The organism is Microbacterium ureisolvens (assembly GCF_019511645.1).
GTDB classification, from domain to species: domain Bacteria; phylum Actinomycetota; class Actinomycetes; order Actinomycetales; family Microbacteriaceae; genus Microbacterium; species Microbacterium ureisolvens_A.
Map to the genome: position 1 here is coordinate 385,362 of NZ_JAEUAX010000001.1, position 20,559 is coordinate 405,920.

Consider the following 20,559-nt stretch of genomic DNA (forward strand, 5'->3'; position numbering starts at 1 on the left):
CTCCTAACGTGAGTGCGTGACAGCCGGCCACCGCACCGAGGGCGGGTCCACGGAGCCCGTCGGCGCGCGGCGACGTCTGGGTCTCGGCGCCGTCGTGGTGCTGGTGATCGCGGCACTGGCCATCACGGTGGGGATCGGCATCCTTCGCGGTGCGATGGCACCCGTCGACGAGGTCGTCGTCGACCAGACGCCGGCTGCCGGGAGGACGCCGTCGGGCGAGCTGTTCGTGCACGTCTCCGGTGCGGTGCGCACGCCCGGTCTCTACGTGCTCCCGGCAGGCTCGCGCGTCGTCGACGCCGTCGCGGCCGCAGGAGGCTTCGCGGACGACGCCGACCGTGACGCGGTCAACCTCGCCCGAACGCTCGACGACGGAGAACAGCTGCCCGTCCCGCGCGAAGGCGAGCTGCCGCCCGCAGCGGCGGGCGCGAATGGAGCGGCGACCTCCGCCGGCACGGTCGTGGACCTCAACTCGGCGGACGCGACACTCCTCGAGACCCTTCCGCGCATCGGTCCTGCGCTCGCCGAGCGGATCATCGCGTGGCGCGAAGAGAACGGCGGGTTCACGAGCATCGAGGACCTCCTCGCCGTCCCCGGTATCGGCGACAAGATGTTCGAGTCCCTGCGCGACCTGGTGACGGTGTGACGTGCGCCGCCGGCTCGGACTGCGGCTGGTGCCGGTCGCCGGGGCGTGCTGGGCGGTCGCGGCGACCGCGACCCTCGCTCCGGGGGCGTCGCCGTGGATCGCCCTGGCTCTCTGGGCCATCGTCCTCGCGCTCGCCGCCGTGGTGCTGCGCCTCAGCACGACGCAGGGCGCGTCGCGCTACCGCAGGACTGCGACGCGATTCCGGCTGCCGCGGCACGTCGTCCGCCGCGCTGTCGTGGTTGCGCTGCTCGCTGCGGCGGTCTCCGCCGCCGCGGCGTCCCATGTCGCCCTGGCGCAGCCTGCCCGAAGCGCCGTCGCCGATCTCGCCCTGGCCGGCGGCCGGGCCGTAGACATCCGTGCCGACGTCGTCGGCAAGATCGAGCGTCGAGCCGATGGTGCGCTGGCCTTCGATGCTCGCGCGTCGCGTGTGTCGATCGGAGCCGAGAGTCACGCGACGGGGGTCGAGATCACGGTGCGGGTCCCATCGGACGACGTCGACAGGCCCGGGCAGCTCGACGTCGGCGCGACCATCGTCGCCCACGGCACCGCGCGGCCCGGGGGGCCGGGGGAGCGGTCGGTGCTCGAGGTGTGGGTCTCGCGCGGGCTCGAGGTCGTCAACCCGCCCCACGGGGTCGCCGCAGCCGCCGGCGGGTTGCGGCGCGGTCTTGTCGACGCGGTCGACGGTCTGCCGGGCGACGGCCCTGGTCTTGTCCCCGGACTCGCGGTCGGCGACACGTCTGCCGTCTCACCGTCCCTCGACGCGGCCATGAAGGAATCCTCGCTGTCGCATCTGACGGCGGTGTCGGGCGCGAACTGCGCGCTCGTCGTCGGCATCGCATTCGCCCTCGCGGCGGCGCTGGGCGCTTCGCGAGGAATGCGGGCCGCCATCGGGCTGTGTGTGCTCGCGGGGTTCGTCGTGCTGGTCACGCCCGAGCCGAGCGTCGTGCGAGCCGCCGGGATGGCGGCGATGGCGATGCTCGCCGTGCTGCTCGGCCGCGCAGGCCTGGGGATGACGCTGCTGTCGGTCGCGGTCGCGCTGCTGCTCGTCCTCGATCCGTGGCTCGCAGCGTCGCTCGGCTTCGCGCTGTCGGTCGTCGCGACAGGATCCCTGCTGCTGTGGGCCCGCCCACTCGCAACCGGCCTCGCCCGGGCGCTGCCCCGGCCGCTGGCACTGGCCCTCGCCGTGCCGCTCGCCGCCCAGCTCGCCTGCGGTCCCCTCCTGATCCTCATCGAGCCGGCAGTGCCCGTCTACGGCGTGCTCGCCAACCTCCTCGCCGGGCCCGCCGCACCGGCCGCGACCGTGCTCGGGCTCGGGGCATGTCTCAGTGCACCTGTGCCGTGGCTTCAGTCGGGTCTCGCGGCGCTCGCCTGGTTGCCGGCGTCATGGATCGCCGCCACCGCGACCACCGTCGCGGCCCTCCCCGCCGACGCACTGCCGTGGCTCGAGGGCGTGCCCGGGGCGCTGGCCCTCGCCGGGGCAGGGCTGGCGATCGGACTCGCGATCGCACTCGACCGGGGCGGTACCCGGGCACGGCGCGCCGCGCGCGGCACCTCCGTGGCGGTCGTCGCCGTCGTGGTGGGCGCGGGGCTCGGCACGGGCGCACTGACCACTGTCGCCGGCCGGTGGACCCTGCCCGCCGACTGGTCGGTTCTCGCGTGCGACGTGGGTCAGGGCGACGCCGTCCTGCTCCGGTCGGAGGGCGCGGTCGTGCTCGTCGACACAGGGCCGGACCCCGAACCGCTCGCCGACTGTCTCTCCCGAGCCGGCCTCGACCGGATCGACCTGCTCGTCCTCACCCACTACGACCTCGACCACATCGGCGGGCTCGACGCCGTGCGCGGCCGGGTCGGAACGGTGCTCCACGGGCCGGGTGATGCCGACGGACGCGCCGCGATCGCGTCTCTGACGGCGGAGGGAGCGCGAGCGATCGAGGCGTCCGAGGGGCTCAGCGGGTCGCTCGGCGGCGCCCGCTGGCGCGTCCTCTGGCCGAAGGCCGGCAGCCGCGCCTTTCCCCCGGGCAACGACGCCAGCGTCGTCCTCGATGTGCGCGGCGGCGGCATCCCGCCGATGCTGCTCCTCGGCGATCTGTCGGCATCGCCGCAGCGGCTGCTGACGGCATCGGGTGCACTGGATCCGCCTTACGCGATCGTCAAGACCGCCCATCACGGCAGCGCCGATCAGGAGGCCGGGCTCTACGCCGCCGCAGAGCCGTCGATCGCGCTGGTCACCGTCGGCGCAGGCAACGACTACGGACACCCGCGCGACGAGGCGCTCGCAATCCTCGACGAGGTCGGCGCACGGATCCTGCGCACCGACCACGACGGGGCGATCGCCCTGTGGAGCTCGGGCACCGACGCGGTCTCGGTGTGGCGAGATCGCGGCGGGTGAGCGCAGACGGCCTCCGTCGGTGGCCGTCGATAGGCTGGGGGCATGGCTTCCCCCGCACGCCGAGCACCCGCGAAGGCCGCGCGCAGCGCCATTCCCCAGCTCTCCTGGCGGGCCCCGCAGCCGGCGCCGATCGTCCTCGTCTCCGGGCCGGAGGAAGTCTGCGCCGAACGCGCCATCGCCGGAGTGCGCGACTACCTCCGCGCCGAAGACCCGACGCTCGAAGTGTCGGACATCCGCGCCGACGACTACGCCGCGGGAACGCTGCTGGGCGTCACCTCGCCGTCGCTGTTCGGCGAACCGCGGCTGGTCCGCGTGAGCGGCGTCGAGAAGTGCTCCGACACGTTCCTCACGGAGGCCCTGGCGTACCTCGCAGCACCGCAGGACGGGGCGACGGTCGTGCTCCGGCACACCGGCGCGACCGTGCGCGGCAAGAAGCTGCTCGACGCGATCCGCGCGGGCGAGGGGTCCGGCGTCGAGATCGCCTGCCCGGCCGTCAAGCGCGACTCCGACCGCTTCGACTTCGCCGCGGGGGAGTTCCAGGCCGCGAGGAAGCGCATCGCTCCGACTGCGCTGCGCGCGCTCGTGTCCGCGTTCGCGGACGACCTCACCGAGCTCGCGGCGGCATGCCAGCAGCTCATCGCCGACGTGCCTGGCGACATCACCGATCAGGTCGTCGAGCGGTACTACGGCGGGCGCGTCGAGACGTCGGCATTCACGGTCGCCGACACGGCCATCGCCGGGCGTTACGGGGAGGCGCTCATCGCGCTGCGCCACGCGCTCGCGTCGGGAGCCGACCCGGTGCCGCTCGTCGCGGCCGTGGCCATGAAGCTGCGCACGATGGCGCGCGTCGCGGGCAACCGCGAACCCGCAGCCGCCCTGGCGTCGCGCCTGGGCATGAAGGACTGGCAGGTCGACCGCGCCCGGCGTGATCTGGTCGGCTGGAACGAAGAGAGCCTGGGCCGGGCGATCCAGGCGACGGCACGAGCGGATGCCGAAGTGAAGGGCGGTTCACGCGACGCGGTGTTCGCGCTCGAGCGCATGATCACGGTGATCGCGACGCGCGCGCCGTACGGCGCCTGACCCGCATGCGAAAGGCCCGCCCCTTGCGGGACGGGCCTTCACGCGACCTCAGGGTCGCGAAGCGTGCCGGAGCCTCAGAGCGCGGCGACCTGCTTGGCGATGGCCGACTTGCGGTTCGCCGCCTGGTTCTTGTGGATGACGCCCTTGCTGACGGCCTTGTCGAGCTTCTTGGTCGCCGTGCCCAGCGCCTTCTCGGCAGCAGCCTTGTCGCCGGCCGCGATCGCCTCGCGGGTGCGACGGACGTGCGTCTTCAGCTCGCTCTTGACGGCCTTGTTGCGCTCGCGCGCCTTCTCGTTGGTCTTGTTGCGCTTGATCTGCGACTTGATGTTCGCCACGTGTCGACGTTCTTTCGTTCGAAGGTGAATCGGATTGATGTGCCGGTCAGCGAGAGAGGGGCGCTTCGCGGCGGTCGTGAGGGCGAACCCACACGCAAGCCAAACAAGGATTCTATCAGGTGAACCGATGGGCGATCGACACTCGCAGGTGTGCACGGCGGAGCCCTCCCATGATGCATGATCTACGCGGGGGAGCGCGCTCCCCCGAACGCGCTGAGTGACGAAGGAGTCCGCCGTGCCGCAGCATCCGTCTGTCGATCTCTCGTCGTTCCCGCCGGGCTTCCGGTGGTCGGCGGCGACGGCCGCGTTCCAGGTGGAGGGCTCGCGCGACGCCGACGGACGGGGCCGATCGATCTGGGACGACTTCGTGGGCAGTCCCGGCGCCGTGCGCGACGGGGCGACGGCTGATCCCGGTCCCGACAGCTACCGGCGGCACCGGGAAGACGTGGCTCTGCTCGCCGCACTCGGCGTCGATCGCTACCGCTTCTCGATCTCGTGGGTGCGCGTGCAGCCCGAGCCCCGCGGCCCGGTGCTGCAGGCCGGCCTCGACTACTACCGGCGCCTCGCCGACGACCTGCTCGAGGCCGGAATCACGCCGTTCGCGACGCTGTACCACTGGGATCTGCCGAGCGCCCTCGAAGCGCACGGCGGGTGGCTCGAGCGCGAGACGGCGCTGCGCTTCGGCGAGTATGCCGAGATCGTCGCGGAGGAGCTGGGCGACAGCGTCCGTCACTGGTACACGATCAACGAGCCGGTCTCCACTTCGCTGCAGGGCTATGCCGTCGGCACGCTCGCGCCAGGGAAGCAGCTGCTGTTCGGCTCGCTCCCGACTGTGCACCACCAGCTGCTCGCGCACGGCCTCGCGCTGGGCGCGCTGCGTGCCGCGGGCGCCGAGGAGGTCGGGATCGTCAACAACCACACCCTGGTGATCCCGGCAGCGCAGACGCATGCCGACCTCACGGCCGCCGCCGTGTACGACCTGCTCCACAACCGCGTCTTCGCCGACCCGGTGCTGACGGGCGCGTACCCCGACCTGGAGACGTTCGGGATCCCGCCGATGCCGGTGGCGGACGGGGATCTCGAGCTGATCTCGGCAGCGGAGGACTTCTACGGCATCAACTTCTACAACCCGACGACCGTCGCCGCCGCGCCCGCGGGAAGCCCCGTGCCGTTCGAGATCGTGCCCACGACGGGCGCATCGACCACCGGCTTCGGGGCGGAGTGGCCGATCGTGCCTGAGGCGCTGACAGGCCTGCTGCTCGACTTCCGGGAGCGCTACGGCGACCGCCTGCCTCCGCTCGTCATCGGCGAGAACGGGGCGTCTTTCCCCGAACCGGATCACGTCGACGGGCCCGTCCCGGACGCCGAGCGCATCTCCTACCTCGCCGGTCACATCGACGCGGTCGGTGCGGCCGTGCGTGGGGGCGTCGACGTGCGCGAGTACACGGTGTGGTCGCTCCTGGACAACTTCGAATGGGCCGATGGCTGGTCCCAGCGGTTCGGGCTCGTCCACGTCGACTTCGACTCGGCGGCACGCACGCCGAAGGCCTCGTTCGAGTGGTACCGCGCCCTCATCGAGCAGGCACGCGCGTGAGCGCGCGGGCGGGCGCGGCAGTCGGCGCAGGCTGGTTCACCCTCTTCACGCTCGCGTGGCTCGCCCTGTGGACGGTGCAGCTCACGCCGCTGCAGCTGCTCATCCCACTGCAGCTCGACACCCCGGACGACGCCGACGGGTGGGTGTCGGGCGTTGTGTCTTCGGGCCTCGTGCTCGCGATCGGCGGCGTCGCGGGCGTGATCGCGGCCCCGGCCGCAGGCGGCCTCTCCGACCGCACCCGCGGCAGGATGGGGCGACGGCGGCCGTGGGCGCTCGGCGGGGTGTGGCTCGGCGCCGCGTCGCTCGCGGCGATCGCGTCCGCGTCCGGACCGTGGGGCGTGGGGCTCGCGTGGGTGGGCGTCTCCGTCGGGGTCGCCGTGGCCTCCGCGGCCTTCACCGCGCTCATCGCCGACCAGCTGACGACGCAGCGGGGCGCAGCATCCGCCGCCGTCTCGTCCTCGCAGGCGCTCGGAATCGTCGTGGGCGTCGGGGTCATCGTGCTCCTCGAGCTCGGCGTGATGGTGGGCTACCTCGTGCTGGCCGGCTTCATCGCGGTCGTCGGCACGACCGCGGCACTCCTGCTGCCTGATCCGCCGGCGCGCGCCGACGTGGCGGTGGCGCGCCAGGTGCGCACCCTCGGCGAGCGCCTCGCGGCCCTCCGCGACCGCGACTTCGCCTGGCTCCTCGCCGGTCGCCTGACGGTGAACGTCGGAAACGCCCTCGGCACGGGGCTGCTGCTGTTCTTCCTGCTCTACGGCCTGCACCGCGATCCGTCGACGGCCGAGGACGAGCTGCTGCTGCTGATCCTCGTGTACACGCTGTTCGTCGTGGTGTCCTCGATCGCATCGGGGTGGATCTCGGATCGCACCAGGCGACGCGTCCCGTTCGTGGTGTGGTCCGCCGTCGTCCAGGGGCTCGCGTCGATCCTCCTGGTAGTGGCGCCGTCGCTCACGACCGCGATGATCGCCGCCGCCCTCCTCGGCGTCGGCTACGGGGCCTACATGTCGGCGGGCCTCGCGCTCGGCACGGACCTGCTGCCGTATCCGGAGGACCACGCCCGCGACCTCGGCTTCGTGAATGTGTCGGCGAGCCTCGGCCAGCTCATCGGACCGCTCCTGGGCGCAGGCCTGGTCGCGCTCGTGGGCGGTTTCTGGCTGCTGTTCCTCGTCGGGGGCATCCTGTCCGTCGCGGGCGGCTTCATGACCTACGCGATCCGCAGCCGGGAGCGCGCAGCCTCAGCGGTGTGACGCCTCCAGCGTCGTGAGCGCGACATCGAGGACCGCATTGAACACGCGCGGGCGCATGACGGTCACATGGTGGGTCGTGCGCGGCACGACGATCAGCTCCGCGTGGCGCGCGACCCTCATGAACAGTCTCTCGTTGACGCGGAGCTGGTCGTACTGGCCGTTGACGAACCAGAGCGGGGCGTCGATCCGATGCAGCGCCGCGAGCAGGTCGAGCACCGAGAGGCTGCGCAGCGCCATGTCCTGCGCATCGAGGGCATAGCCCCCGGCCCCGAAGTCGGCACGGGTCTCGTCGGGAAGGATGCGATCGAGCATGCGGTCGGTGAGCCACATCCCGCGGTCGGGGAGGGAGTCGAAGCCGCGGGCGAGGACGCGGTAGGTCGCGAGACCCACCCCGCGCGGGATGGCGGTGCACGATGCCGCGATGAACCCCGCGACCGGCGGCGGTTCCTCCGAGCCGACGTACTCGATACACAGCAGTCCGCCCATCGAATGACCCGACAGGAGCACCGGGCCGCGCGCGGCGGCCACGCGCACCGCGGAGTCGATCGTCTCGAATGCCGACTCGAGCGTGAACTCCTCCGCCATGCGGGAGCCGTGGCCCGGCAGATCGACCGCCGTCACCGGGTTGCCACGGTTCGCCAGATGCTCGACCTGTGCGCGCCACATCGTCGCGGACGTCCGGATGCCGTGCACGAGCACGACCTGGACGACCATGACGCCAGGCTAGCGGGGCGCGCCCGCTTAGCATGGCGGCATGCCCGAGATCGCCCCGCACATCGCGCGCATGCCCGGCTCCGGCGTGCGCCACATCCTCGAGCGCGCGCTGCGCCGCCCCGGGACGATCATCCTCGCGGTCGGCGAACCGGGCGAGGTCGCGGGGGAGCGGATCCGGGATGCTGCATCCCAGGCGTGGCGGGACGGCGCGATCCGGTACACGCCCAACGGCGGCATCCCGGCGCTGCGCGAAGCCATCCGCGACAAGCTCGCGCGCGAGAACGCCCTGGAGGTCGACCTCGAGCAGATCTGGGTGACGGTCGGCGCGACGCAGGCGCTGCACCTCGCGATGGCGCTCACGCTGTCGCAGGGCGACGAGGTGCTGGTACCCGATCCGGGCTACACAACCTTCACGATGAACGCCCACCTCCTCCAGGCGACGCCGGTGCCGTATCCGCTGCGTCCCGCCCTCGCGTTCCAGCCGGATCTCGGCGAGCTCGAGTCGCTCGTCACGCCCCGCACACGCGCGATCATCGTCAACACGCCGTCCAACCCGCTCGGCTCGACGTTCGACCGGCCGACGCTGGAGGCGCTCATCGCGCTGGCGCGCCGCCACGATCTCTGGCTCATCAGCGACGAGGTGTACGAGCGCTTCACGTGGGGTCAGCCGCACGTGAGTCCCGCGACGCTCGATACCGACGGCCGCGTGCTGTCGGTGTTCTCGATGTCGAAGACGTACGCGATGACCGGAGCCCGTGTGGGCTGGCTCGTCACTCCTCCGGGATGGCGGCAGACGATGCTGCGGGTCCAGGAGTCGGTGGTCAGCTGCGTCGACGAGCCGTCCCAGCGGGCGGCCAGCGCGGCTCTCACCGGTGCACAGGCCGCCGTCGCCCACAGCGCCGCGCACTACCGCGACAACCTCGCTGCGGCGACGAGCCTGCTCGAGGCCCGAGGCCTGCGTTACCTCGACCCGACCGGCGCCTTCTACCTCTGGATCGACGTCTCGCACGCCTCGGCAGGCGACGTCGTGGCGTGGTGCGAGCGGTTCCTCGACGAGCAGGGCGTCGCCGTCGCCCCGGGGAGCGCATTCGGCGCCTCGGGCGAGGGCTGGATCCGCGTGTGCGTGGCCAGCGATCGTGACGAGCTGCTCGAAGGTCTCGGCCGGATCCCTGCTCCGGTCTGACCCGCCTTGGCGCCCGGGCTCGTCGAGGGGCGCGCACCCGTAGAATCGTCTGGACATGTCACCGCGCGCCCTGAAGCCCCTCGAGCCCTCTGCCACGCCGCCCGAGCTGATCCGCAACTTCTGCATCATCGCCCACATCGACCACGGCAAGTCGACGTTGGCCGACCGCATGCTGCAGATCACCGGCGTGGTCGCCGACCGCGACATGCGCGCGCAGTATCTCGACCGCATGGACATCGAGCGGGAGCGCGGCATCACGATCAAGTCGCAGGCCGTGCGCATGCCGTGGGCGACCGCCGATGAGACCTTCGCCCTCAACATGATCGACACGCCCGGCCACGTGGACTTCACCTACGAGGTCTCGCGCTCGCTCGCGGCGTGCGAGGGAGCGATCCTGCTGGTCGACGCGGCCCAGGGCATCGAGGCCCAGACGCTCGCGAACCTGTATCTCGCTCTCGAGAACGATCTGCACATCATCCCGGTGCTCAACAAGATCGATCTGCCGGCCGCCGACCCTGAGAAGTACGCCGCCGAGCTGGCCGGCCTGATCGGCGGCTCGCCCGACGACGTGCTGCGCGTGAGCGGCAAGACCGGCATGGGCGTCGAGACGCTGCTCGATCGGATCGTCGAGCAGATCCCCGCTCCGAAGGGGAACGCGGATGCCCCGGCCCGCGCGATGATCTTCGACTCGGTGTACGACTCCTACCGCGGCGTGGTGACGTACGTCCGCATGGTCGACGGCAAGCTGGAACCGCGCGAGCGCATCCAGATGATGTCTACCAAGGCGACCCACGACCTCCTCGAGATCGGCGTGTCGAGCCCCGAGCCCGTCCCCACCAAAGGCCTCGGCGTCGGCGAGGTCGGCTATCTCATCACCGGCGTGAAGGACGTCCGCCAGTCCAAGGTCGGCGACACGGTCACCAATCAGCGCAAGCCCGCCACCGAGGCGCTCGCCGGGTACACCGACCCGAAGCCGATGGTCTTCTCCGGGATCTACCCCATCGACCAGAGCGACTACGCCGACCTGCGCGAAGCTCTCGACAAGCTCAAGTTGTCGGACGCGTCGCTGCAGTACGAGCCCGAGACCTCGGTGGCGCTCGGCTTCGGGTTCCGCTGCGGTTTCCTCGGCCTCCTGCACCTCGAGATCGTCACCGAGCGGCTGTCGCGCGAGTTCGACCTCGACCTCATCACGACCGCGCCCTCGGTGACGTACGAGGTCACCACCGACACCGGCGAGACCGTGGTCGTCACCAACCCGAGCGAGTACCCCGACGGGCGCGTGGCGGAGGTCTCCGAGCCGGTCGTGAAGGTCGGCATCCTGCTGCCCAAGGACTACGTCGGCACCGTCATGGAGCTGTGCCAGTCCCGCCGCGGGTCGCTGCTGGGGATGGACTACCTCAGCGAGGACCGCGTCGAACTGCGCTACCACATGCCGCTCGGCGAGATCGTGTTCGACTTCTTCGACCAGCTGAAGTCCAAGACGCAGGGCTACGCGAGCCTCGACTACGAGCCTGCCGGCTCGCAGACCGCCGACCTCGTCAAGGTCGACATCCTGCTGCAGGGCGACAAGGTCGACGCGTTCAGCTCCATCGTGCATCGTGACAAGGCCTACGCCTACGGCACGATGATGACCGAGCGCCTGCGCAAGCTGATCCCGCGCCAGCAGTTCGAGGTGCCGATCCAGGCCGCCATCGGCGCCCGGATCATCGCTCGCGAGAACATCCGCGCGATGCGCAAGGACGTCCTGGCGAAGTGCTACGGCGGCGACATCTCCCGCAAGCGCAAGCTCCTCGAAAAGCAGAAGGAGGGCAAGAAGCGCATGAAGATGGTCGGTCGTGTCGAGGTGCCCCAGGAGGCGTTCATCGCCGCGCTCTCAGGGGACGTCGAGGGTCCTGCCAAGAAGTGACGCGACTCGCGAAGTAGGCTGGAATCCATGCGTCGAGGAACCTTCCGTGACGACACCGTCGACTATGCCGCTGTCGGGGCGACCCAGGCGCCGGATCTGATGCAGTACCCGCCGGAGCGCAGCATTCCGGCGGAGCAGTCCTGGCGCATCGGCAGCGGCGAAGCCCGCTTCCGGGGGGCCAGCGAGGCGCTCATGTCGTGGTCCGCGCAGCGCGGGGCGGGTCTCAAGCTCACCGACGTGCGCCCCGCGTCGGGCCCGATGTACTCGGGGGTCAGCTTCGACGCCGAGGGCAATCCGGTCGCGCCGAGCCGTTCGGAGGCCGAGCAGCGGTTCGACGCCGACGGCACTCCGTTCGTGGGCGCCGGAACGACGATCCGCGTCGACGGCCGCGTCAAGGGGCTGCGCGCCGACGCGGAGCTTCGCGTGATCTTCGCGGTCGAGGAGCCCCGGCGGGTGGGATTCGCGCTGGGTACGGTGAGCGATTCGGTCGTGAGCGGCGAGGAGTCGTTCATGCTCGACTGGTACGACAACGACGAGGTCTGGTTCACGGTCCGCGCCTTCGACGCCCCGCGCGCCGTGCTGTACCGGATGCTTCCCGGACTCACGAAGCGCCGTCGACGCGAGCTGTTCACGCGCTATCTGCGCGCGATCTCGCCGCTGTACACGACTCCCGCGTGAGACGCTGATGGGCTCCGCTCTTCCGCTCGGCGAGCCCGTTCCCGCGGACGGCTCGCTGCCTCCGGGCACGCGCATCGATCCGGCCGCCGAGTTCAGCGTGTATCTGCACGTGCCGTTCTGCCGCGTGCGCTGCGGCTACTGCGACTTCAACACGTACACGTCCTCGGAGCTGCGGGGTGCCCGTCAGGACGAGTACGCCGACACACTCCTTCGGGAGATCGCGCTGGCAGGGCGTGTTCTCGAGCGCGCCGGCGGGAACCGTCCCGCATCGACGGTGTTCTTCGGGGGCGGCACCCCGACGCTGCTGCCACCGGGCGACCTCGGGCGAATGCTGGCAGGTGTGCGCGACGAGTTCGGCATCGCCGAAGGTGCCGAGATCACCGTCGAGGCCAACCCCGACACGATCACACCCGCCGTCGCAGCCGAGCTCGCGGCATCCGGCGTCACCCGTCTTTCCGTGGGAATGCAATCCGCAGTCCCGCACGTGCTCGCGGCGCTCGACCGCACGCACGACCCCGACAACGTCCGCACCGCGGTCGCGGCGGCACGTCGCGCCGGGCTCGACGTGAGTGTCGACCTCATCTACGGCGCCCCCGGCGAGTCTCTGGACGACTGGCGCACGTCGCTCGAGGCGGCGGTGTCGCTGGAGCCGGATCACGTCTCGGCGTACGCGCTGATCATCGAGGACGGCACCAAGCTCGCCCGCCAGATCCGCCGAGGCGAGGTCGCCGCCCCTGACGACGACCTGCAGGCCGACATGTACGAGCTGGCCGACGACATGCTCGCCGCCGCCGGCTTCGACTGGTACGAGGTGTCGAACTGGGCGCGCGGCGACGCACACCGCTCGCGCCACAACCTCGCGTACTGGGTCGGCTCGGACTGGTGGGGTTTCGGCCCAGGAGCGCACAGCCACATCGCGGGCGTGCGATTCTGGAACGTCAAGCACCCCGCGGCCTACGCGCAGCGGCTCGCGGCGGGGGAGTCGCCGGCCGCCGGGCGGGAGATCCCGGATGCCGCAGCCAGGAACCTCGAGAGCGTGCTGCTGCGCACCCGCATCCGCGACGGTCTGCCCGTCGAGGAGCTTCTCGGCGAAGGGCGGCACGCGGTCGCCGCCCTCATCGCGGACGGTCTCATCGAGGGTCATGCCGCGCTGCGGGGAAGGGTCGTGCTGACCCGCCGAGGCCGCCTTCTCGCCGACGCCGTCGTCCGCGCCCTCACCGACTGACCTCGGCGGCACTCGCGTCCGCGCGCGCGAGAACCCGGCCTGCGTCGATCGACGATCCTGGCAGGGGCATCGGATAGAATTGGCACTCCAATCATGCGAGTGCCAGCTGCGGCGTGGGGAGGCGGGATGGTCAGCGAACGAGGTCTGCAGGTGCTGCGGGCGATCGTCCAGGACTACGTCGACACGCGTGAGCCCGTCGGCAGCAAGGCGATCGTCGAGCGCCATGCCTTCGGCGTGTCTGCGGCGACGATCCGCAACGACATGGCGCTGCTCGAGGACGAAGAGCTCATCGTGGCGCCGCACACGTCGTCGGGCCGGGTGCCCACCGACAAGGGCTATCGCGTCTTCGTCGACCACCTCGCCGAGCTGCGGCCGCTCTCGCCGGCGCAGCGGGCCGCCATCGCCTCGTTCCTGGACGGCTCGGGTGATCTCGACGACGTGCTCGTGCGCACCGTCCGTGCACTCACCCAGCTGACCGGCCAGGTCGCGATCGTGCAGTATCCCTCGTTCGCCCGCGCGACCGTCACCCACGTGGAGCTGGTGCAGCTCGGCGGCGGACGCATGCTGGTGATCCTCGTCACCGACACCGGCCGTGTGTCGCAGCGCCTGACCTTCGTCGGCGACGACTTCGACGACGCCGATCTCGCCCACATCCGCGCCCGACTCGGCACCCTGCTCGTCGGCCGCCCCGTGCGCGAGGGGCTGCAGCGCATCGCGGAGCGGCTCGATGGCCCTGACGCGCAGGCGCCTGCGCACGAACGCGCGACGGACGAGATCGTGCGCGCGGTCGCCGAGGAGCTCGAGGAGTTCCGGCAGGACAAGCTCGTGATGGCCGGAAGCGCCAACCTCGCCCGCCGCGAGTCCGACTTCCGTGGCAGCATCTACCCGCTCCTCGAGGCGATCGAGGAACAGGTGACCCTGCTGCGGCTGATGGGCGAGATGGTCGCCGACGAACAGGGACTCTCGGCCAGCATCGGCCGCGAGAACGAGGCGTTCGGCCTGGCCGAGGCATCCGTCGTCGCCAGCGACTACGACGCGACGGGCTCCGTCGCCCGGGTCGGCGTGCTCGGCCCGACACGCATGGACTACCCCACCAACCTCGCGACGGTCCGCGCCGTCGCGCGCTATCTCACGCGCATGCTCGAGCAGGACGACAGCTCCCGCTGACGCACGCAGGCACACACGATCCCGCGGCATCCCCGCGGCAGGAAGGCGAATGTGGCTGACCACTACGAGGTCCTCGGCGTCTCACGCGACGCCTCCACCGACGAGATCAAGAAGGCGTACCGCAAGCTGGCCCGGCAGCTGCACCCCGACGTGAACCCGGGTGAGGAGGCGTCCGAGCGCTTCAAGCTCGTGACGCACGCGTACGACGTCCTCAGCGACCCCGAGCAGCGCGCTCGTTACGACATGGGCGGCGGCGACTCCCCGTTCGGCGGCGGCGCGGGAGGCTTCGGCGGGTTCAACGACATCTTCGAGACGTTCTTCGGCGCAGCCGGCGGATCCCGCGGCGGTCGTCCCCGGTCGCGCCGCGAGCGCGGGCAGGACGCGCTGGTGCGCGTCACGCTCGAGCTCGGCGACGTCGTGTTCGGCACGCACCGCGACATCGAGGTCGACACCGCCGTGGTGTGCGAGACGTGTCAGGGGTCCTGTTGCCAGCCCGGCACGAGCCCGGTCACGTGCGACATCTGCCACGGTACCGGCAACGTCCAGCGCCAGGTGCGGAGCCTTCTCGGCAACGTCGTCACGACCCAGCCGTGCAACGTCTGCCAGGGGTACGGCACGACCATCCCGTACCCGTGCGCCACGTGCCAGGGGCAGGGCCGCGTGCGCGCGCGCCGCACGGTGTCGCTCGACATCCCGGCCGGCGTCGAGACCGGACTGCGCCTGCAGCTTCCCGGCTCCGGCGAGGTCGGCCCGGCGGGCGGGCCCAACGGCGACCTGTACATCGAGGTCACCGTGCAGCCGCACGAGGTGTTCAGCCGCGACGGCGACGACCTGCTCGCGACCCTCGAGGTGTCGATGCCCGACGCGATCCTCGGCACCACGACGACGATCCAGTCGCTCGACGGCCCGGTCGACCTCGAGGTGCGGCCGGGCGTGCAGGCCGGCGACGTGCTCACGATCAAGGGACGCGGCATCACACCGCTGCGCGGCTCGCAGCGCGGCGACCTCAGGGTCGGCGTGCACGTGGTCACCCCCACGCGCCTCGATCACAAGGAGCGCGCCCTCATCGAGGAGTTCGCCAAGCGCACGAAGGCACCCGCGCCGAGGCTCGCGGAGTTCCACCAGGGCCTGTTCGCCAAGCTGCGCGACCGCTTCCGGAACGGCTGACCCGTGGCCCTGCACTTCCTCCTCGACCAGTCCGTCGACGCCGCCGCCGGCGAGACGGTGACCCTCACCGGCGCGGAGGCGCACCACGCCGCCACCGTGCGTCGGGTCAGGGTCGGCGAGGAGGTCACCGTCGGCGACGGCAGGGGAGCCTGGCTCACCGGCAGCGTCGCGTCGGTCGCGCCGCGCGAGGTGGTCGTGCGCATCGACGGACGCACGGATGCTGCGCCCCCGACTCCGCGCATCGTGCTGGTGCAGGCGCTGGCCAAGGGGGATCGCGACGAGCTCGCCGTCCAAGCGGCGACCGAGCTCGGCGTGGACGAGATCGTGCCCTGGCAGGCCGCGCGCAGCGTCTCGCGCTGGGACGCCGCGAAGGCGGACAAGGGGCGGGCGCGCTGGGCGACCATCGTGCGCGAGGCCGCAAAGCAGGCGCACCGCGCGTGGGTGCCGGAGGTGGCGGAGCTCACCACGACCGCGGCGCTGGCGGGCCGGGCGGCAGCATCCGTCGTCCTGATCCTGGAGCCGACGGCGACCGAGCCGCTCAGCGCGCTGGAGGTGGAGCCGGGGGAGGAACGCGACATCGTGCTGGTGGTCGGACCGGAGGGCGGGATCGCCCCGGAGGAGCTCGACGCCCTCGCCCACGCGGGCGCGCGACTCGTGCGCCTCGGCGACACGGTGCTGCGCACGTCTACCGCCGGACCCGCGGCGCTGGCCGTCGTCAGCACCGCCCTCGGCCGCTGGTGACGGTCCGTCCGCCTCGCCGAACCGGGCGAGGCTCACCGGCCGTCCCCGAGCCCGCCGAAGGGCCCCGTCGGTAGACTTGCCGCATGAGTGAGCCATCGATCTTCACGCGCATCCTGGACGGTGAGATCCCGTCCGAGATCATCGCAGAGACCGAGAACGCATTCGCCATCCGTGACATCGCCCCGCGGGCGCCCCTGCACCTGCTGGTGATCCCCAAGACCGACCAGTACCGCAACGTCGTCGAGCTGGCAGCCGGCGATCCGGAGCTCATGGCCGAGCTGGTGGGCCTGGCCAACACGCTGGCCGCCGAGCACGGCGACGGGGACTTCCGCCTCGTGTTCAACACCGGCCCCAACGCGGGCCAGACCATTTTCCACGTGCACGCCCATGTGCTCGGGGGAGCCCTCGAAGAGAAGAGTGTCGGTGCCTGATCAACCTGCTCATGAGACCGTGAGCGACCACGTCGAAGTCGACGGCGTCGCAATGGTGCAGCTGCTCGGTCCGCAGGACCGCCTGCTGCGGGTCGTCGAGAAGGAGCACCCGGACGTCGATGTGCACGTGCGCGGCAACGAGATCACCCTCACGGGCGAGGCACCGGCCGTCGCGGCCGCACGGACGCTTGTCGACGAGCTCGTCGCGATGACGAAGGCGGGCCAGTCGCTGGGCGAGGACGACGTCGCCTCGTCGAACCGCATCCTCCGGAGCGAGGGAGGACCCCGCCCGTCAGAGGTGCTCGGAGAGGCGATCCTCTCATCCCGCGGCAAGGTCATCCGCCCCAAGACCCTCGGCCAGAAGGCGTATGTCGACGCGATCGAGGAGAACACCATCGTGTTCGGCATCGGTCCCGCCGGTACCGGAAAGACGTACCTCGCGATGGCCAAGGCCGTGCAGGCGCTGCAGCGCAAGGAGGTCAGCCGGATCATCCTGACCAGGCCCGCCGTCGAGGCGGGGGAGCGGCTCGGCTTCCTCCCCGGCACGCTCACCGACAAGATCGACCCGTATCTGCGCCCGCTGTACGACGCGCTCAACGAGATGATGGACCCGGAGCTCGTGCCCAAGCTCATGGCGACCGGCACGATCGAGGTAGCGCCGCTCGCATACATGCGCGGCCGCACGCTGAACGACTCCTTCGTCGTGCTCGACGAGGCGCAGAACACCACGCCTGAGCAGATGAAGATGTTCCTGACGCGCCTCGGCTTCGGCACGCGGATGGTGGTCACCGGCGACATCACGCAGATCGACCTGCCGCAGGGCGCCTCCGGCCTGCGGCTCGTGACCCGCGTGCTCGGCGACATCGACGACATCCACTTCTCGTACCTCACGAGCGAGGACGTCGTCCGGCACACCCTCGTGGGCCGCATCGTCGACGCCTACAGCGAGTACGACGAACGCCGCCTCGCCGCGCGACGCGAGCGGGACGAGGCATCCGAGTTCGCCAACCGCGCTGAGCGGCGCGCCGCCACCGTGCGCGGCGGCGGACCCCGTGACCACCTTCCGAAGCGAGGACGCCCATGACCATCGAGATCGGCAACGAATCGGGCATCGCCGTCGACGAGACGGTGCTGCTGCGGCTCATGGAGCACAACCTCGCCGAACTGCACGTGAGCCCCGACGCCGACGTGGCCATCCTCCTGGTCGACGAGGGTGCGATGGAGGCACTGCACGTGCAGTGGATGGACGAGCCCGGCCCCACCGACGTGCTGAGCTTCCCGATGGACGAGTTGCGCCCCGGCACCGAGGACGCGCCCACGCCCGCGGGCCTCCTCGGCGACATCGTGCTGTGCCCGCAGGTCGCGGAGACGCAGGCGGTGGCCGCCAAGCACTCGACGCTGGATGAGCTCATCCTTCTCACCACGCACGGTCTTCTCCACCTCCTCGGCTTCGACCACGCCGAACCGGAGGAGGAGCGGGAGATGTTCGGACTGCAGCGCGAGCTCATCACCTCGTTCCAGGCATCCGAACGCCGACGACCCCGCGCATGACCGCCGCCCTCCTCCTCGTCGCTGCGGCCCTCCTGCTCGCGTTCGGCGCGCTCATGGTGGCGATCGACGCGGCGCTCAGCGTCACCTCCCGCGCCGATCTCGCGGAGCTCGGGGCGGACGGACGCAACGCGGTGTCGCTTCGCAAGATCGCGGATGACCCCGACGCGCATGCCAACGCGGTGATCTTCATCCGCGTGCTGGCCGAGACGACGGCCGCGGTGCTCGTCACCGTCGCGTTCACCGACCTCTTCAACAACATCTGGTGGGCGATGCTCGCCGCCGCGGTCCTGATGACGGGGGTCTCCTATGTCGTGGTGGGGGCGAGCCCCCGCACCGTGGGACGGCTCCACGCCAAGGGGCTCCTGCGCGGCGCCGCGCCCATCGTCCGCGGGGTGCGGATCATCCTCGGCCCACTCGCGCACGGACTCGTCGCCCTCGGCACCCGCATCACACCGGGTGCGTCGCGCGGATCGTCGTTCGCCTCCGAGGAACAGCTGCTCAGCATCATCGACGAGGCGGCCGAGAACGAGCTCATCGAGGAGGACGATCGGGAGCTGATCCACTCGGTGTTCGATTTCACCGACACGTTCGTGCGAGCCGTGATGGTGCCGCGCACGGACATGGTGACGGTGGATGCCTCGACCTCCACGCGGGAGGCGATGACGATCTTCCTCGAGAAGGGCGTCTCGCGCGTGCCGATCGTCGACGACGATGCCGACGATGTCGTGGGGGTGCTGTACCTCAAGGACCTCGTTCAGTTCGGCTTCCGCGACGAGAGCGGCTGGCGGGACGCGCCGATCAGCCGCATCTCGCGGCCGGCGGTCTTCGTGCCCGAGTCCATGAAGGCGGAGACGCTGCTGCAGCAGATGAAGCGCGATGCCGTCCACGTGTGCCTCGTGGTCGACGAGTACGGCGGCGTCTCGGGCCTCGTGACTCTGGAGGACCTCATCGAGGAGCTCGTCGGCGACATCTCGGACGAGTACGACCCGCGCGGCGAAGAGGTCACCGAGCTGGAGCCCGGCCACTACCGCGTGAGCGCCCGACTCGGCCTCGACGAGGTCGGCGACCTGTTCGGCCTCGAGCTCGAGGACGAGGACGTCGACTCGATCGGCGGACTCCTCGGCAAGGCCCTCGGCCGTGTTCCTCAGCCCGGCGCGACCGCCGAGTACGCCGGCCTGGTGCTCACCGGTGGGGCGTCCCGCGGGCGCGGACGCGGCATCTCGACGGTGTTCGTCGAGCGCGGCGACCCCGCACTGGACGTCAGCCGCTCGCCGCGCACCGGCGAGATCCGCATCGTGAGCCCCCGCACCGGTGAGATCCGGCTGCCCCGGAAGGAAGAGACGTCATGACCGAGAACGAGTCCGCGCCCGCACCCGGGCCCGATTCGCCCGCCTCCGCCGAGGGGCGCTCCGGATTCGTCACGTTCGTCGGCCGGCCGAACGTGGGCAAGTCCACGCTCACCAACGCACTGGTCGGCGAGAAGGTGGCGATCACGAGCGACAAGCCGCAGACGACTCGCCGCGCGATCCGCGGCATCCTGAATCGCCCCGGCGGCCAGCTGGTGATCGTCGACACCCCCGGACTCCACAAGCCCCGGACGCTCCTGGGCCAGCGTCTCAACGACCTGGTCGAGCAGGTGCTCGGCGATGTCGACGTCATCGGCTTCTGCGTGCCCGCGACCGAGAAGGTGGGCCCGGGCGACCGCCGCATCGCCGAGTCGCTGAACGGCTACGGGCGCGCCCAGAAGGTGGCGATCGTCACGAAGACGGATGCCGCCACCCGGGAGCAGATCACAAAGAGGCTGATCGAGGTCGACCAGCTCCGCGAGGACTGGGCCGCCGTCATCCCGCTGTCGGCCCTGACCCGTGACCAGCTCGACGTCCTGAGCGACGAGCTGCTCGCTCTCATGCCGGAGGGCCCGGCGCTCTACCCGGAGGGGGTCGTCACCGACGAGTCGACCGAGGACCGCATCGCCGAGATCATCCGCGAGGCCGCCCTCGACGGCGTGCGCGACGAGCTGCCGCACTCCATCGCGGTCGTCGTCGAGGATGTGGCGCGCCGCGAGGACTCCGACCTCACCGACATCTACGCCGACATCGTCGTCGAGCGCGACAGCCAGAAGGGCATCATCATCGGGCACAAGGGCTCTCGGCTGCGCGACGTCGGCGTCCGCGCCCGGGCCCAGATCGAACCCCTGCTGGGCACCAAGGTGTTCCTCAAGCTGCACGTGCGCATCGCGAAGGAGTGGCAGCGCGACCCCAAGCAGCTCGGCCGCCTCGGCTTCTGATCCGGTATCTCACCCGCCCGTCCGGGCCGCCGAGCGGGCGACGAGCCCTCGGATGCGTCATGCGGCGGCATCCGTTCGTCATCGGTTCGCGCTCCGCCCGAAACGGGGTGTAGCCTGATCCCATGCGCTTCCGCGGGCTTCTCCTTCTTAGCCGCCGCGACGAGACCTCGTTCTAGGGCCTTCCTCGTCGCGGAGCTTTTCGTTGGCCCGCATCATCAGGC

At 71.1% G+C, this 20,559-nt stretch carries 19 protein-coding genes; 17 read left to right on the forward strand and 2 right to left on the reverse strand.

Features of this window, described 5'->3' with window-relative positions:
* Positions 1 to 16: 16 nt before the first annotated feature.
* The 3 genes from JNB61_RS01840 to holA are packed head-to-tail and all read left to right on the forward strand — an operon-like array spanning position 17 to position 4,112.
* The gene (locus JNB61_RS01840; protein WP_308291183.1) at positions 17 to 643 is read left to right on the forward strand and encodes a ComEA family DNA-binding protein; all 627 of its coding nucleotides are present in this window, start codon (positions 17 to 19) and stop codon (positions 641 to 643) included.
* Position 644: 1 nt separating this feature from the next.
* Positions 645 to 3,032, forward strand: coding sequence for a ComEC/Rec2 family competence protein (locus tag JNB61_RS01845; RefSeq protein ID WP_220338592.1), 2,388 nt, complete (start codon positions 645 to 647; stop codon positions 3,030 to 3,032).
* A 42-nt stretch (positions 3,033 to 3,074) separates the two neighbouring features.
* On the forward strand, positions 3,075 to 4,112 hold the full coding sequence (gene holA / locus JNB61_RS01850) for a DNA polymerase III subunit delta (RefSeq protein WP_159844033.1): 1,038 nt from the start codon (positions 3,075 to 3,077) through the stop codon (positions 4,110 to 4,112).
* A 74-nt stretch (positions 4,113 to 4,186) separates the two neighbouring features.
* Here the strand turns inward: holA and rpsT are convergent, their stop codons facing one another.
* On the reverse strand, positions 4,187 to 4,447 hold the full coding sequence (rpsT, locus tag JNB61_RS01855) for a 30S ribosomal protein S20 (RefSeq protein ID WP_045302706.1): 261 nt from the start codon (positions 4,445 to 4,447) through the stop codon (positions 4,187 to 4,189).
* Between the two features lie 235 nt (positions 4,448 to 4,682).
* Between rpsT and JNB61_RS01860 the strand changes: the two genes are divergently transcribed.
* Both JNB61_RS01860 and JNB61_RS01865 read left to right on the forward strand, forming a co-directional pair.
* On the forward strand, positions 4,683 to 6,041 hold the full coding sequence (locus JNB61_RS01860) for a GH1 family beta-glucosidase (protein ID WP_220338593.1): 1,359 nt from the start codon (positions 4,683 to 4,685) through the stop codon (positions 6,039 to 6,041).
* The gene (locus JNB61_RS01865) at positions 6,038 to 7,288 is read left to right on the forward strand and encodes an MFS transporter (protein WP_220338844.1); all 1,251 of its coding nucleotides are present in this window, start codon (positions 6,038 to 6,040) and stop codon (positions 7,286 to 7,288) included. The genes JNB61_RS01860 and JNB61_RS01865 overlap by 4 nt, the downstream gene beginning before the upstream one ends.
* Here JNB61_RS01865 and JNB61_RS01870 read toward each other — a convergent pair.
* Positions 7,277 to 8,002 carry an alpha/beta fold hydrolase gene (locus tag JNB61_RS01870; protein ID WP_220338594.1) on the reverse strand — a complete coding sequence of 242 codons (726 nt, stop codon included), beginning with the start codon at positions 8,000 to 8,002 and terminating at the stop codon, positions 7,277 to 7,279. The two genes, JNB61_RS01865 and JNB61_RS01870, sit on opposite strands and share 12 nt — an antisense overlap.
* Positions 8,003 to 8,042: 40 nt before the next feature.
* Here JNB61_RS01870 and JNB61_RS01875 point away from each other — a divergent pair, with 40 nt between their 5' ends.
* The 12 genes from JNB61_RS01875 (at position 8,043) to era (ending at position 20,338) form a co-directional block, all read left to right on the forward strand.
* Positions 8,043 to 9,185: a pyridoxal phosphate-dependent aminotransferase gene (locus tag JNB61_RS01875; protein WP_220287573.1), complete on the forward strand. Its 1,143-nt coding sequence runs from the start codon at positions 8,043 to 8,045 to the stop codon at positions 9,183 to 9,185.
* Between the two features lie 55 nt (positions 9,186 to 9,240).
* A complete protein-coding gene (lepA, locus tag JNB61_RS01880; RefSeq protein ID WP_159844042.1) occupies positions 9,241 to 11,091 on the forward strand; it encodes a translation elongation factor 4 in 1,851 nt (616 codons plus the stop codon).
* A 27-nt stretch (positions 11,092 to 11,118) separates the two neighbouring features.
* Positions 11,119 to 11,769: a DUF1990 family protein gene (locus JNB61_RS01885; protein WP_220287575.1), complete on the forward strand. Its 651-nt coding sequence runs from the start codon at positions 11,119 to 11,121 to the stop codon at positions 11,767 to 11,769.
* 7 nt (positions 11,770 to 11,776) lie between these two features.
* On the forward strand, positions 11,777 to 12,994 hold the full coding sequence (gene hemW / locus JNB61_RS01890; protein WP_220338595.1) for a radical SAM family heme chaperone HemW: 1,218 nt from the start codon (positions 11,777 to 11,779) through the stop codon (positions 12,992 to 12,994).
* 126 nt (positions 12,995 to 13,120) lie between these two features.
* A complete protein-coding gene (hrcA, locus tag JNB61_RS01895; protein WP_220338596.1) occupies positions 13,121 to 14,161 on the forward strand; it encodes a heat-inducible transcriptional repressor HrcA in 1,041 nt (346 codons plus the stop codon).
* Between the two features lie 51 nt (positions 14,162 to 14,212).
* On the forward strand, positions 14,213 to 15,328 hold the full coding sequence (gene dnaJ / locus JNB61_RS01900) for a molecular chaperone DnaJ (RefSeq protein ID WP_159844050.1): 1,116 nt from the start codon (positions 14,213 to 14,215) through the stop codon (positions 15,326 to 15,328).
* Between the two features lie 3 nt (positions 15,329 to 15,331).
* Positions 15,332 to 16,069 carry a 16S rRNA (uracil(1498)-N(3))-methyltransferase gene (locus JNB61_RS01905; protein ID WP_220338597.1) on the forward strand — a complete coding sequence of 246 codons (738 nt, stop codon included), beginning with the start codon at positions 15,332 to 15,334 and terminating at the stop codon, positions 16,067 to 16,069.
* 83 nt (positions 16,070 to 16,152) lie between these two features.
* A complete protein-coding gene (locus JNB61_RS01910) occupies positions 16,153 to 16,500 on the forward strand; it encodes an HIT domain-containing protein (RefSeq protein WP_159844054.1) in 348 nt (115 codons plus the stop codon).
* A gap of 52 nt (positions 16,501 to 16,552) precedes the next feature.
* Positions 16,553 to 17,584, forward strand: a complete 1,032-nt coding sequence (locus JNB61_RS01915; RefSeq protein WP_223214606.1) for a PhoH family protein — start codon at positions 16,553 to 16,555, stop codon at positions 17,582 to 17,584.
* Positions 17,581 to 18,051, forward strand: a complete 471-nt coding sequence (gene ybeY / locus JNB61_RS01920; RefSeq protein WP_159844058.1) for an rRNA maturation RNase YbeY — start codon at positions 17,581 to 17,583, stop codon at positions 18,049 to 18,051. Before JNB61_RS01915 ends, ybeY begins: the two co-directional genes overlap by 4 nt.
* Complete coding sequence (locus JNB61_RS01925; protein WP_220338598.1) at positions 18,048 to 19,400, forward strand: hemolysin family protein; 1,353 nt, start codon at positions 18,048 to 18,050, stop codon at positions 19,398 to 19,400. Before ybeY ends, JNB61_RS01925 begins: the two co-directional genes overlap by 4 nt.
* Positions 19,397 to 20,338: a GTPase Era gene (era, locus tag JNB61_RS01930; RefSeq protein WP_220338599.1), complete on the forward strand. Its 942-nt coding sequence runs from the start codon at positions 19,397 to 19,399 to the stop codon at positions 20,336 to 20,338. Before JNB61_RS01925 ends, era begins: the two co-directional genes overlap by 4 nt.
* Positions 20,339 to 20,559 lie beyond the last annotated feature (221 nt).